The sequence below is a fragment of the Streptomyces sp. NBC_00234 genome, assembly GCF_036195325.1.
In the GTDB taxonomy this organism is placed as follows: Bacteria; Actinomycetota; Actinomycetes; order Streptomycetales; family Streptomycetaceae; genus Streptomyces.
In genome coordinates this window covers 502,852-516,313 of record NZ_CP108101.1, presented here as the reverse complement: position 1 = coordinate 516,313, position 13,462 = coordinate 502,852, and the positions used below count along the sequence as shown (strand labels likewise).

At 67.7% G+C, this 13,462-nt stretch carries 11 protein-coding genes and 1 pseudogene; 6 read left to right on the top strand and 6 right to left on the bottom strand.

Annotated features, from left to right (window positions below; genetic code table 11):
* Window positions 1-43: 43 nt before the first annotated feature.
* The 3 genes from dhaK to OG230_RS02315 form a co-directional block, all read right to left on the bottom strand.
* Window positions 44-1,036 (bottom strand): dihydroxyacetone kinase subunit DhaK, encoded by a 993-nt coding sequence (gene dhaK / locus OG230_RS02325; protein ID WP_328908448.1) that lies wholly within the window; start codon window positions 1,034-1,036, stop codon window positions 44-46.
* A 788-nt stretch (window positions 1,037-1,824) separates the two neighbouring features.
* Window positions 1,825-2,457 (bottom strand): DUF2461 family protein, encoded by a 633-nt coding sequence (locus tag OG230_RS02320; protein WP_328908447.1) that lies wholly within the window; start codon window positions 2,455-2,457, stop codon window positions 1,825-1,827.
* Window positions 2,458-2,647: 190 nt separating this feature from the next.
* Window positions 2,648-3,007: a MerR family transcriptional regulator gene (locus tag OG230_RS02315; protein WP_328908446.1), complete on the bottom strand. Its 360-nt coding sequence runs from the start codon at window positions 3,005-3,007 to the stop codon at window positions 2,648-2,650.
* Between the two features lie 59 nt (window positions 3,008-3,066).
* Between OG230_RS02315 and OG230_RS02310 the strand changes: the two genes are divergently transcribed.
* The 3 genes from OG230_RS02310 to OG230_RS02300 all read left to right on the top strand — a co-directional run bounded on the left by OG230_RS02310 (window position 3,067) and on the right by OG230_RS02300 (window position 6,011).
* A complete protein-coding gene (locus OG230_RS02310; protein WP_328908445.1) occupies window positions 3,067-3,396 on the top strand; it encodes a putative quinol monooxygenase in 330 nt (109 codons plus the stop codon).
* A 246-nt stretch (window positions 3,397-3,642) separates the two neighbouring features.
* Window positions 3,643-5,265: an alpha/beta fold hydrolase gene (locus OG230_RS02305; RefSeq protein WP_328908444.1), complete on the top strand. Its 1,623-nt coding sequence runs from the start codon at window positions 3,643-3,645 to the stop codon at window positions 5,263-5,265.
* A 47-nt stretch (window positions 5,266-5,312) separates the two neighbouring features.
* Window positions 5,313-6,011 (top strand): alpha/beta hydrolase, encoded by a 699-nt coding sequence (locus OG230_RS02300; protein ID WP_328908443.1) that lies wholly within the window; start codon window positions 5,313-5,315, stop codon window positions 6,009-6,011.
* Between the two features lie 26 nt (window positions 6,012-6,037).
* Here the strand turns inward: OG230_RS02300 and OG230_RS02295 are convergent, their stop codons facing one another.
* Window positions 6,038-6,205 carry a hypothetical protein gene (locus OG230_RS02295; RefSeq protein ID WP_328908442.1) on the bottom strand — a complete coding sequence of 56 codons (168 nt, stop codon included), beginning with the start codon at window positions 6,203-6,205 and terminating at the stop codon, window positions 6,038-6,040.
* Between the two features lie 11 nt (window positions 6,206-6,216).
* On the opposite strand from OG230_RS02295, the gene OG230_RS02290 reads away from it, so the two are divergent.
* Both OG230_RS02290 and OG230_RS02285 read left to right on the top strand, forming a co-directional pair.
* Window positions 6,217-6,960 carry a nucleotidyltransferase domain-containing protein gene (locus OG230_RS02290; protein WP_328908441.1) on the top strand — a complete coding sequence of 248 codons (744 nt, stop codon included), beginning with the start codon at window positions 6,217-6,219 and terminating at the stop codon, window positions 6,958-6,960.
* Between the two features lie 441 nt (window positions 6,961-7,401).
* On the top strand, window positions 7,402-11,769 hold the full coding sequence (locus tag OG230_RS02285) for a S8 family serine peptidase (RefSeq protein ID WP_328908440.1): 4,368 nt from the start codon (window positions 7,402-7,404) through the stop codon (window positions 11,767-11,769).
* 51 nt (window positions 11,770-11,820) lie between these two features.
* Here OG230_RS02285 and OG230_RS02280 read toward each other — a convergent pair whose 3' ends face one another.
* Together OG230_RS02280 and OG230_RS02275 are read right to left on the bottom strand one after the other, a co-directional pair.
* A complete protein-coding gene (locus tag OG230_RS02280; protein ID WP_328908439.1) occupies window positions 11,821-12,831 on the bottom strand; it encodes a hypothetical protein in 1,011 nt (336 codons plus the stop codon).
* Window positions 12,832-12,842: 11 nt separating this feature from the next.
* Window positions 12,843-13,262, bottom strand: a complete 420-nt coding sequence (locus OG230_RS02275) for a hypothetical protein (RefSeq protein WP_328911652.1) — start codon at window positions 13,260-13,262, stop codon at window positions 12,843-12,845.
* Between OG230_RS02275 and OG230_RS02270 the strand changes: the two are divergent.
* Window positions 13,176-13,363 (top strand): annotated as a pseudogene (locus OG230_RS02270) (IS5/IS1182 family transposase); the annotation flags it as partial. The gene OG230_RS02275 and the pseudogene OG230_RS02270 overlap by 87 nt on opposite strands.
* Window positions 13,364-13,462 lie beyond the last annotated feature (99 nt).

The window sequence follows — 13,462 nt, the reverse complement described above, 5'->3', positions numbered from 1 at the left end:
ATCTCCTTGTCCGGCAAGCGTGATCCACGGGCGCAAGCGCGGTTCAACGGCCCCATCGCAGGGCCGGCGTCTGCACGGGCGCGTCCCACAACCGCAGCAGCTCCTCGTCCACCTGGCAGAGCGTCACCGAGCAGCCGGCCATGTCGAGCGAGGTCACATAGTTCCCGACGAGCGTACGAGCGACGGCCACGTGGCGCTCGGTGAGGACGCGCTGCACCTCGGCATTGAACCCGTACAGCTCCAGCAGGGGCGTCGCACCCATTCCGTTGACCAGGGCGATCACCGGCCCGTTGGGCCGAAGGTCGTCGAGTACGGCGTTCACGGCGAAGTCGGCGATCTCCCCGGAGGTCATCATCGGGCGCCGCTCCCGCCCCGGCTCGCCGTGAATCCCGATCCCCAGCTCCAGTTCACCCGGCGGCAGATCGAAGGTGGGGCTGCCCTTGGCCGGTGTGGTCACGGCACTGAGCGCCACGCCGAAGCTCCGGGACGATTCGTTCACCTGCCTGGCGATCGCCGCCACCTGCTCCAGGGGAGCTCCCTCGTCGGCGGCGGCCCCGGCGATCTTCTCGACGAACAGGGTCGCTCCCGTACCCCGTCGTCCTGCCGTGAACGAACTGTCGACCACGGCCACGTCGTCGTCGACCAGCACCTGGACGACCTGCACGCCCTCGTCCTCGGCGAGCTCGGCCGCCATGGCGAAATTGAGCACGTCACCGGTGTAGTTCTTGACGACGAACAGCACCCCTGCCCCGCTGTCCACGGCGACGGCGGCCCGCACCATCTGATCCGGCACGGGCGACGTGAACACCTCCCCGGCACAGGCCGCGGCAAGCATCCCGGGCCCGACGAACCCGGCGTGCAACGGCTCGTGCCCCGACCCGCCCCCGGACACAAGACCCACCCGCCCGGCCACGGGCGCGTCACGCCGCACCACCAGGCGGCCCTCGACGTCCACGGTCAGCTCGGGGTGGGCGGCGGCCATGCCGCGCAGCGCGTCGGCGACGACGGTCTCGGGGACGTTGATGAGCATTCTCAACGGTATCTCCCAGCAAGGCTATAAGAGTGGGCTCTGACCAGGGTTTTTGCAGGTCAGACGTCAGGGCGCGGGTTGTTGATCTTGACGGTCCGTGACCCTCGAAGGCGTGTTCTGGCGGGACTGATGCTGACTCAGTGCCGACTTTACTGACGGGTCGTCACTGAACGGTGGAGGCGTGGACGGTGGCTGGTCGCAGGCGACGGGATGGTTTGCTGTCGTCCCGTGCATCCTGACGACCGATCGCTGGGAGTGCAACGGGCCACTACTGGAGCGGGCCTGTGTGGCGTGTGTGATTCACGGGCTGCCAGTGGCGCGGGCTGTTCAGTCGCCGACGTGCCCGGTTTCGTCTGCGAGCCCGCGGGCCACCCCAGGGACCAGGCTGGCACTCTCGCGGAGGGACTGCTCCCCGACCTTCCGGCGTGCGACTGCACAAGCGTCGAAGGATTCCCCAACGGCCTTATCCTCGCCGACGAGGTCATCACCATGGGGATCGCCCAGCTGAGCAACGGTGCCGTGCCCCACGACGGGCTGCGGCCCCACGCCGACCTTCGCAGCGACTTCCCCTTCCTGGGGAATCCGCACTCGTGCGGCAGGAAAAGGGGCCGGCTCCTGCCCGTGTGCAGGAGTGTCGTCCCCTCCTCGGGCTGTCAGTACAGGTGGTTCCGGTACTGACTCCCGGCGATGGCGGTGAGTTCCCCGAGCTGGTCGCCGAGGCTGTCTCGCCCAGTCGACCGGCGCGCACGCCGCCACTACTTCTTCCTCCTGTGCCGCGTGGTGCCCTCGTGATGTCAGGCGGCGCGCTTCACGTGGCGGACCAGCCACATCAGCAGGGCGTCCAGGTCGGCGGCGGCCGAGAGGACCCGGTCGACCGCCTCGGGGGTGTGCAGCCACTCCTCGCAGCCGAGGGGACGGGCGGCGATCAGCGAACGGTGGCGCAGCAGATTCGTACGGGAATGGTCCGTCGGATAGCCGCGCGGGGGGCGCTTCATCACGTCCCCGGAGATGTCGTAGCCCTTCTTCCGCACGTCCTCGACGATGGCGGACAGTTCGTGGCCGCTCCCCTCGGAGGCCACGGCTTTGCGGAACATGTCCACCTGGCCGGGATCGGGGTACCACCAGGCGCCCTGGATCCGCAGGCCGTCCAAAGAGAACCGGAGACCGATCTCGATCTTGCGGCCGAGCCGGATCACCGCACCCTGGTGCTGCCACCACCAGGAGTCGGTGCGGTAGTGCCAGACGGAGAAGTCCTCGTACCGGGGGTCGGTGTCCGCGACCTCGTTGAGCAGGGCGATCATCGGCTGCCGGACCAGGCGTTCGCGGTCCGCGCGATAGCGCTCGCGGGTCGCGTGGGTCGGTTCGCCCTGGAGCTGCCACAACACGTCCATGGCCTGCTCCGGCCAGCCGGTGAACTGTCCGCGCATGCGCGCAGGATAGCTCACCCATGATCCGTGCGCGCGGAGAGTGAGACGGGTAGGAAGGCGTAACCCCAGACAAGGGAGGGAGGTGCTGCGGCGGGGCTTCTGACCTGTGGGCCTGCCGGTTGGCTTGAGACTGCGATGTGGCATCGCTCTCAAACGAGTTGGCCTTCGCGGACGTCGGCGATAGGCCGCCCTAAACGAGCATCTGTTCGCGGGCCTGGGTGGCGGAGATGAGCCCGGCCAGGGAGGTGCGGGTTTCCGACAGCGCGGAGATCCGGTCGTCCAGACCCTCGAGGTGTTCTTGGAGGGTCTCCAGCTTGCATCCGGCGACCGTGCCGTCTTGGCGAATGCACGGCTGCAGGTCGCGGATGACGCGGGTCGGCAAGCCGGCATCCAGCAGCGCGCGAATGCGCCGGACGACGGCGGGGGCGCTGTCGCCGTAGCGGCGGTGGCCGCTGTCGAGGCGGTAGGGCTCCAGGAGGCCCTGCTCCTCGTAGTAGCGCAGTAGTCGGACGGAGGTACCCGTTGTGGCGGCGAGCTCGCCGATCTTCATGTGGTGCTCCTCACATCCCCTTGAATCTCACACTGGTGTGAGATCTTAGCGTGAGGATCATGACGAACACAGGTCGCCCCATAGCCCTCTACGGTTTCCTGCGCCCCAGGCCGGAGCGCGCGGACGAGGTCCGGCGCATCCTCTCCTCTTTCGTGGAACCCACCCGGCAAGAGCCCGGCAACCTGCAGTATCACCTCCACGAGCATGAGGACGGCCGCTTCTTCCTGTACGAGGTCTGGCGCTCCCAGGAAGACCTGGACCGGCACAACGCGACGCCCCCGCTGCGCGCCTTCCTGGAGAATCTGTTGACCTTCCTGGAGGAAGCCCCGGAGGGCTACTTCGACACCATGCTCAGCCCGTACGCCGAGGCAGAACCCGATTTGGCATGAGGCGGATGCCCACGACCGGCCCTGTGCGGCGAACGGGGTGGAGCAGGGCTCAAACCCCACGATCGAAGCAAGGTGGCTTCGTCTCTGAACGCCCGGGTGTCCGGCAGCGCCATCGCGTGGTGCTTTTCTTGATGCCGTGGCCTGACGTTCAAACCTTCCCATCCCCGAACAGATGACGACCAGGGGTCGGGTGCCGGCGGTGATACTCCCAGAAGACGAAGGCCACGGCGTGAGTGAATAGGGGGCATGCTCTTCGACTTCACGCACGACCACGACGGTGAACGGCTCAGCGGTGTATACGGCGGTGACCCCTCCGGGGTCACCGCCGTGGTGCTGCATGGCGCGGGCAGCAGCAGCATGGAGCGACTGCTCCCGCTGGTACAGGAGTTCGTGGCCCACGGCTGCCGAGGGGTCGCCTTCGACTTCTCCGGGCACGGCGAAAGCACCGGAAGGCTCAGTGAGTCAAGCCTGCGGCGACGGTTCGAGCAGGCCGTCGCGGTGATCGACGCGTATGGCGGGGCGGAGGGGCCGCTGGTCCTGGTGGGTTTCAGCATGAGCGGGCAGACCGTGGCGGATCTCGTCGCCCACTACGGGGATCGGGTGGCGGCGCTGGGGCTGTGCGCGCCCGCCGTATACACCGCCGCGGCTTGGGACGTGCCCTTCGAGGAAGGGAACGGGCGGTTCAGCGGGACCATCCGGCGGCCGGACAGCTGGCGGGAGGCGTCCGCGCTTCAGGTGCTGCGGGCGTACGAGGGCCGGGCGGTGCTCGCCGTACCGGGCACGGACGCGGTCATCCCGGCCGCGGTGACCGAGTCCGTACAGGACGCGCTGGCCGCCCGCTCCCAGTACACACGGTTCGACCTTCCGGACGCACAGCACCAGCTGGGGATGTGGTTCCGCGATCACAGCGAGGACCGGCGGGAGTTCGTGGAGGCGGTGCTGACCGGCCTCGACGACCAGGGCTGGTCAGCTACGCATGCGTGGGTCGCCAAGCAGCTCGGCAACGGCCGCGAGGTCACCGGCTTGAGCCTCCTGTCCGGTGGTTGGAGCTCCCAGATGCGCCGACTCACGCTCGACGACGGCACTGCCCTGGTGCAACGGACCTTCGTAAAGCCGTTCTTCCGCCACCACGGGCCCGGGCTGCTGGCCCGCGAGGCGTCCGTCCTGACGCTGCTCACCGGGCAGGAGAGCATCCCGGCGCCCGAATTCGTCGCCGTGGACGCCACGGCCGAACACTGCGACCACCCGACCCTGTTGATGTCCGCGCTGCCCGGCCGCGTCCGCGTGGACGAGGACGACCTCGACCGGCGCCTGGACCTGCTCGCGGCCCAGCTGGTCAGCATCCACAGCGTCGTACCGGACGAAAGGCCGCGCACGTACCAGGCGTGGACGTCCCCGGAACGCGTCCGCACCCCGGACGGCCCCCTGTGGGAGCGGGCCGTCGACGTGATCCGCCGCGACCCGCCGCCGTACGACGGCTGCTTCCTGCACCGCGACTTCCATCCCGGGAACGTACTCTTCACGGGAGCCGGTCCCGAGCTGCGGATCACCGGAGTCGTGGACTGGGTCGAGACCTCGTGGGGACCTGCCGACCTGGACGTGGCGCACTGCTCGACCGCGCTCGCGCTGCTGCACGGGCCGGCGTACGGGCTGGACTTCCGCGAGCGGTACGAGGCACACGGCGGCCGCGGCCTCGCCAGTAACCTCGACCACCTGTACTGGCGGCTGCTCGACGCCCTGCACTACTGCCCCGACGCGGCGAAACTGGCCGGACCGTGGCGTGAACTGGGCCGGCACGATCTGACGTCCGATGTGCTGGCAGAACGGCTGGAGGCGTACGTGGACGGACTGCTGCAGCGATACGGCTGACCCACCGTGGATCACTCGTCTGACACCGACCCGAGGAGACGCGCGCATTGGCCGCCGTGGTGCTCGTTCATGGCCTGTATCACCGCCCCGAACACTTCGCCCTGGTGGCAGAACCCTTGCGCACCGCAGGCACCGAGGTCGTCGTTCCCGAGCTCCACAAGGGCTCGTTGTCGGCTGACACAGCCGCGGTCCAGGCAGTCATCGACGCGCTACCGGAGCCTCCGATCGTGCTCGGTCACTCCTACGGCGGGTCAGTGATCACTGGGCTCCGCGGGGCGGGACACCTGGTCTATCTGGCGGCCTTCGTGCCGGATGTCGGCGAGAGCGCGGCCACTCTGGGTGGCGCGTCCCCGCAGCTCCAGGACGCGATCAACCCTGAGCCCGACGGTTCGACCAGCCTGTACCCCGACCGGGCTGCGGGCACCCTCTACGGCGACTGTCCCGAACCTCTCGCCGCCTGGGCGGTTGGCCTGCTGCGTGCGCAAGCCTCCGGCTGCGGGCGAGGCATCCCAGAACGCCACAGCTGGAAGCACGCTCCCTCCACCTACATCGTCTGCACGCAGGACCGGGCCATCGACCCGGTCCTGCAGCAGAAGATGGCCTGGCGCTGCACCTACGTGCGCGAGTGGCAGACGGGCCACTCCCCGTTCGTAGGACAGCCCGATCTCATCGTCGAACTCCTGCAGGAGCTGCTCGCCGCCAACACCCCGCGCCGGCCCGATGAAGGAGTCACAACCGCCCGTTGATGGCGCAGGTGCAGGCACCTGTGCGATCAGGCGGTGGACTTGGCCGCGATCCTGGTGAGCAGCCTGTCGCGCACGGCAGGCCACTCATCCACCAGCCCGCTGTAGAACAGCGAGTCCCGACGAGTGCCGTCCTGGCGCATCAGACAGCGAGCCTCGGCTGCCTGGGTCTGGAGACGAGGTCTTTGGCCTGGCACGATGAATGCCCATGAGTGATCAAGAAGCTGCGCTGGCTCAGGCTGGTCGCCTGGTAGGCGAACTGTTCCCACAGGCGCTCGGGGCTGTTCTCGCCGGGTCAGCCGCCCAAGGCCGTTCCACTCCCACCAGTGACCTCGACATCGGTGTCCTCCTTCCGGACCCTGCTGGAAGCGGCCGAGAGGTGATCCGCCACGAAGGACGCCTTGCAGAACTGTTCCTCAACTCCGTGGGGGAATTGCCCAAGTTCTTCGACTGGGACCGTGCTCGCCGCCGGGCGACCGTGGTCTTCGTCTATGCCCAAGGGGTAACGCTGACCGACCCCTACGGGCATGTGGCCCGGACTCGTCAGCTGGCAGAGGAGGTCGTCGCCCAGGGCCCACCGGCCCTGACAGCAGAGCAGTGGCGCCACGGCCGCTATGTATTGACCTGCTACTTCGACGACCTGGTTGACACCCCGCGCACCAGCCGCCACGAGCAACTTGTCATTGCTGATCATGTGGTTCGGGAAGCTGCCGGACTCGTCACTGCTCACCATGGCGCGTGGACAGGAATCGGCAAATGGCTGCCCCGCCGGCTCGTTGCGGCGGACCCAGATCTGGGCACGGCGCTGCTGGACGGATACCAGGCTGTGGCAGAACGGGCTGATCCAACCCCGTTGACAGTCGCGGTCAGGGAGCTCCTGGATCTGATCGGCGGTCCACTGCGAGAGGGGTACTCGCATCGGTGGCAGGCATACGAAGCAAGCGGAACCTGACGCCGTTCAGCTTCGCCCAGTCGGACCGGGGCCCTTGCGGGTGAGCCGAACGTGCACCGACTGCACGGCGGCCTCGGCTACTTCAGCCCCGGCGAGTACGAGACCGCACTCGCAGCCTGACCACCACACCCATGGTGTCCGTCGAAGCGGAGGAAGCTCACTCCTTGCTCGCTGCCGTGTGGCTGGTGCGGAACACGCGCAGCGTGTTCGGCCTGATTCCCGACGTCATCGGCGGGAACTTCTCGAGCCAGTCGTTCGAGTTCCTCCTGTCCTGGGCCACCTTCGCCGCCGTTTTTCTCGTCCTGCATTCCCGGGTCGTGGCGGAAGGCCGCCATGTCAGACGTCCGCCGGGCACTGGTCATTGCTGCGTGCCTGTTCCAACTGCGAGGTTTCCAGGACGGGCCCGCGACCGAGCCCGGCAACGGAACCCGAAGGAGCAATATGAGACGACGGCGACCCCGCTCACTCATCATCATCGGCACCGCAGTGATGGCCGCCGCGGCACTCGGCATCGGGCAACCGACCATCGCCGCCGCGGCACCGGACGGTCCAGGTGGCGACGGTCCGGCGACCAGCAGCCCTCGGGTGCCCTTTTCCGCGACGTCGCCCGCTGACAGCGATCCGTATCAACCACCCACGGACGACAAGGGATTCCAGCCGCTGGACGCCACGGCGCCCGCCGGCAGGAGTTCGGAGAAGCTCGGCGCCCACGACACCCAGGTGCTGCAGCAGGCGCAGGCCACCAAGGCCAAGACCGTGACGGTGATGCTTCTCGCGAACTCCGGCAACACCGACGAGGTGTCCGCCGCCGTCGCCAAAGCCGGCGGGACAGTTGGCAAGATCCAGCCGGAGATCGGATACGTCCGGGCCACCGTGCCGACCGGCAAGGTACAGAGCTTGGCTGCGCTCCCGGTGGTGAAGGCCATCGATCTCGACAAGACCTACCGCGTGCCGAGCCCGCAGCTGGGCAACGCCGTCAGCCCGGTCGACGCCAAGGCCGGCGCCGCTCACCCGGCGGCGCCGAACGCGACCACCCCTGCTGACAATCCGTACCTGCCGGTCAACGACATCGGGGCCACCGACTTTGTTGCGGCAAACCATAAGTGGGACGGACGCGGCATCACCGTCGGGGTGCTCGACACCGGCGTCGACCTCGATCACCCAGCCCTGCAGAAGACCAGCGACGGTCGGCCGAAGGTGGTCGACTGGGTGACGGCCACCGATCCGGTGACGGATGGCGACGGAACCTGGGTGCAGATGAGCAAGGCGGTGACGGGTCCCCGGTTCGACTACGCCGGGGCCACCTGGACGGCCCCGGAAGGAAAGTTCCAACTCGGCCTGTTCTACGAGATGACCACCACCCAGAGCGATTTCGGTGGTGACCTCAACAACAACCGCAGTGCCAACGACCGGTTCGGCGTGCTGTACGACCCGCAGACCCACCGGGTGTGGGTGGACTCCGACGGCGACCACGACTTCACCGATACGCCGGCGATGCTGCCCTACGGCCAGGAACGGCAGACCGGCCATTTCGGCACCGAGGATCCGCAGACCGCTGTCACCGAACGGATTCCGTTCGTCGTGGACTACCGCGACAACGTCGACCTGTCGCCACTGGGCGGCAGCAACGTCGGCAAGGTGATGAACTATGTGAACATCGGGTTGCCGTCGGGGTCGCACGGATCGCACGTCGCCGGGATCATCGCCGGCACATCTCTGCTCGGCGGCGCGATGCACGGTGTGGCTCCCGGCGCGCAGATCGTCTCGTCCCGGGCCTGCACCTGGGGCGGCGGCTGCACCGAGGCGGCGCTCACCGAAGGGATGATCGACCTCGTCGTCAATCGCGGCGTCGACGTGGTGAACCTCTCGATCGGCGGGTTGCCGGCGCTCAACGACGGATCCGACGTGATATCCCAGCTGTACAACAAGCTGACCAGCGGATTCGGCGTGCAGATCGTGGTGGCGGCCGGTAACGAGGGCGCGGGCACCAACACCGTCGGCTCCCCGTCCGTCTCCTCCTCGGTGCTGGCTGTCGCAGCGTCGGTGAGCAAGGAAACCTGGTGGGCCAACTACGGTTCCGCGGTCGATGCACCGCAAGGCCTGTTCGGGTTCTCCTCGCACGGCCCGTCCGAGGACGGTGCGCTCGCACCCGCGGTCAGCGCCCCGGGAGCGGCGATCTCCTCGATCCCCGGCTGGCTGGAAGGACAGGCCGTGCCGGAGGCGGGCTACTCGCTGCCGGTCGGCTACGGCATGATGAATGGAACCTCGATGGCAGCGCCTCAGGTGACGGGGGCCGCGACCCTGCTGCTGTCGGCGGCGAAGTCCCGGGACGTCGAAGCCGGTCCGACGGCGCTCCGCTCGGTGCTCACCGGAACGGCGACGCCGATCCACGGTGTGCCGACCACCGCCCAGGGTGCCGGGCTGGTCAACATCCCGGCAGCCTGGAATGAGCTTTCGAAGGGCGTGCGGACCAGCAACTTCGACATCTCCGCCCCGGTGTGCACGGCGCTTTCAGGCAATCTGGCCACGCCGAACAAGGGTGCCGGGATCTACAACCGGTGCCTGCCCGGGGCGGGTGGCCAGCCGGTCGGCACCGACAAGTCGTACCGGGTGACGGTGACCAGGACCAACGGCAAGGCAGGGCACACCACGAGCCGGATCGGCTGGGTCGGCAACGACGGCACGTTCCGGTCACCGAAGACCCTGTCGTCGACTCTCGGCGCCTCGAGCACGGTGACGGTGACCGCGACTCCGAAGACGACCGGCGTGCACAGTGCGATCATGACCATCGACGATCCGACTACGGTCGGCATCGACCGGTTCGTAGCGGTGACCGTGTTGGCCGCGGAACCGCTGAGCGGCCCGACGTATCAGGTCAGCAGGGCCGGAACCTTGGGCCGCACCGGAACGAACTCGTTCCTGGTTGCGGTGCCGGAAGGTGTCGAGGCCCTGCAACTGAACCTGGCGGGACAGGCCAAGGGCAGCCAGATGCGAGTCCTGCCCATCGATCCCGACGGGATCCCGGCCGACTCCAATGCCAGCGATCATTGCTACACCGGCTATCCCGACCCGGCCGGCTGTGATGCGAAATCCAGGGCCGTGCTGCGTCCGAAGGCGGGCATCTGGGAGTTCGTGGTCGAAGCGCGACGGACCTCGAGCGTTGCTGACAACCCCTTTACCGCGACGGTCGCCCTGCAGGGAATGTCGTTCGCGCCGGACGTGACGACCCTGAAGTCGGCCACCGTGCACCAGAAGGAGTCGGTCCAGTTCACCGGGACGAACACCTGGGGCACGGCGAAGCTCCACGCCACCGACGGTGAGCTCGGGTTCGTCAGGAACCTGTTCTCCACCGTATCCAACGGACAGCTCACGGCGAATCGTGTCGACGTGCCGCGGCAGTCGACGCGACTGGACGTGGCGTTGACGTCCCGCGCCGACGATGCCGATCTCGACATGTACATCGTCGGTGCCCGCGGCATCGCGGGCACCAGCATGAACATCGGGCCCGGTGTCGAGCAGATCGTCCTGGATGATCCGGCGCCCGGCACCTACTTCGTGGTGGTGACCGGCGCCAACGTCCCATCGGGGCCGGCGACCTTCGACTATCACGAGGAGATGTTCTCCCGCGGCATCGGCACCATCGTTGCCAAGTCCGACGAAGCGTCCCTGCTGAGGCCGGGGCAGTCGATGCCGGTGGCCGCCGACATCGACCTGAGCGCGGTCACCCAGACGACCGAGCCCGTCATCGGCCGCGTCCGAGTCGCGAACTCCGACGGCACGATCGTGGGTGCTGCGAAGGTCCGGATCAACAGCGTCGTCGCGCCGAAGCTGGAGGCGCTGAAGTGGGAGAAGCCGTTCGTCGGCGCGAAACTCACCAACAACGGCGTGGTCGCCGGCGATCGACAGGTCAACGCGAAGACGACGCCGACCACCTGGACCAAGGACGCGGGTTTCACCGACCTGAACCTCGGCACGGGCGCGTACGGCTCGGCGCTGGACATGAACGAGCGTAAGGAAGCGGCCGGGATGCTCCACTACAAGGGGGAGAACGACCGTCCGGCAACGTGGGCGGCCGACGGCGATGTGACCGATCTCGGGCTGCCGGAGTGGCGGGAGAAGGCGTACAGCAGCGGCTACGCCACCGGCATTAGCGACGAAGGCACCGTCGTCGGGTTCGCGAGCCTTGCGTATCGGGATGAGAACAGTCAGGGGCACACCTACGTTGACCCGTTCAGCTGGACCAAGACCGGCGGATTCGCCAAACTGGATCAGCTGTCGGCCAACACCACGGAAACCCAGCCGAGGGCGATCAACGCCCAGGGGACTGCGGTCGGGTCGTCGCTCACCACCGAAGGTGCGCAACGGGCCGTCAGCTGGAACACCTCGACCGGCAAGATCACGAATCTCGGCACCCTTTCGGGGCAGTTCAATTCGGTGGCCGTCGGGATCAACGCGGCCGGCTCGGTGGTCGGCGCCAGCGGGGACGACGCGTTCGTCTGGACGCCGTCGGCCGGCATGAAACGCCTGCCGGACTACGGATTCAACGCCACGGCGGAGAAGATCACCACCGACGGCTGGATCCTCGGCACGGTGGAACTGCAGCCCGACTTCGAGGTCGCGGCACTGTGGGATCCGCAGGGCCGGCTGTGGGATCTGTCGTCGATGATTCCCGGCAATGACTGGTTCCTGCCGACCTACACCTTTGGCATCAACGACCAGCACGATCTGATGATCTACGGCGAGGGCGGACCCAACGGCTCTTCGTCGAGCACTGTTCTGCTGCACATTCCGGATCTGATCGCCGAATAGGTCCGAACAGCTCTTCTGTACCAGCCGCGACCGTGGCCGGCCTGAGGCGACTCAGAGCCAGCCACGGTCGCGTGCGTACCAGCCGAGAAGGATCCGGGAGTCGGTGCCGGCCATGTCCATCAGACGCCGGACCCGACGCTGAACCGTCCGCAGCCCGACGCCGAGCCGGGTCGCCACCACCCCGTCCGTGTGCCCGGCGAGCAACAAGGTCAACACCTTCCGATCCATGGGATCGTCCAGGGCGTCCTCGGACGCCGGATACGGTTCGATCCGCCGTCCCGGAGCCTCCCGCAGCTGGATCGAACGCTCCCACAACGACTCGAACAGCGTCGTCAGGGACGTGAGCAGACCGCCGGGCCGCACCACCACCACGACATCGTGGGACGGACCGCCTTCGTCGAGTTGCACCAGGGCCATCGAATCATCGGCGATCAGCAACTTGCTCGGCAGCGTCTCGGTCAATCGGATCTGCTGGCCGCGGTCCAGGGATGCCAGCAGATCCTGCTCCGCCTCCGGTTCGTCGAGCAGCGACCGCTCGATGATCACCCGTTCGGCCAGCCCGCGGACGGCCAACTCCTTCTCCGAGTCGGTTTCCGCGACACCGACCACTCCGAAGGGCGGTTTGGCGAACAACCGCAGCTCTCGTTCGGTGGCGCGCATCAGATGATTGATCCAGTCGCCGATGTTCGCGCGTCCGTGGATCACCTCGAGGCCGCGGAACTCCTCCTGTTGACGGATCGACCGATGATGATCGGCGAGTTCGTCCAGCGCCGCGCGGGCCATTCTGGCGTCCCTCTCGCTCTTGGCGACCAGGTCGCCAAGAGCCAGCAAGGGGGAAACAGCGGTGAGCGAGCCGCCGCTGGCGGTGACCAGGCCACGGGAGATGAGTGTCTCGATGGACGCGGTGACGGAATCGGCGGTCAGCCCAGTGGCCTCGACGAGTTGATCCGGTTGGATCGCCAGCTGCGAGACGATCGCTCGGTACACAGATTCCGGGGCATCCGTAAGACCGACGCCGGACAACGACCCGGGTGGGATCTGTATGGCGGGGTCGATATCCATGATGCTCGACATTATCGCCCGGGGCTGCCGGACAGTTCCACTGTGGCGCCGCTGCTCTTCTTGATGCCGTGGCCTGAGGTTCGCCAGACACTCGACCACGTTCGGACGGCGAAGCCGGGCAGTTGCATGTCCACCTGGTCGAGGAAGGCTTCGTCTCTGAACGCCCCGGTGTCCGGCAGCGCCATCGCGTGCTCGACGCGATCGGTCGAGAGGCCGGTTCCGAGGGACACTCCGTGAGCTTCGCGATGACGGCACCATGCCGCGGCGCAGGCCTCGCGAAGGGGCTGGGGGAGTGTCTGGAACCACGCGGCGCGTTGGATGCTACGAGTGACGATCTCGTCCAGTGGGGCCGACTGCACGAGGTGATCCTGCACCGCCTGGGCGACGCCGGCCTGCTCGATCTGTCCCGAGCCCTGCTCGACTCCGCGCACGTCCGGGCTGAAGAAGGGGCGAGGTCACAGGTCCGAGCCCTGTGGACCGGGGCAAGCCGGGTTCCAAGATCCACGTCCTTTCGGACGCGAACGGACTGCCGTGGCGGATGCCACGGGGCCCACTCTGGTGCGGCGCTATGGAGGCAGGGGCAGACCCGGTAACGGGGGGGGCATGACCCCCGCAGGGGGTCGCTCCTCAC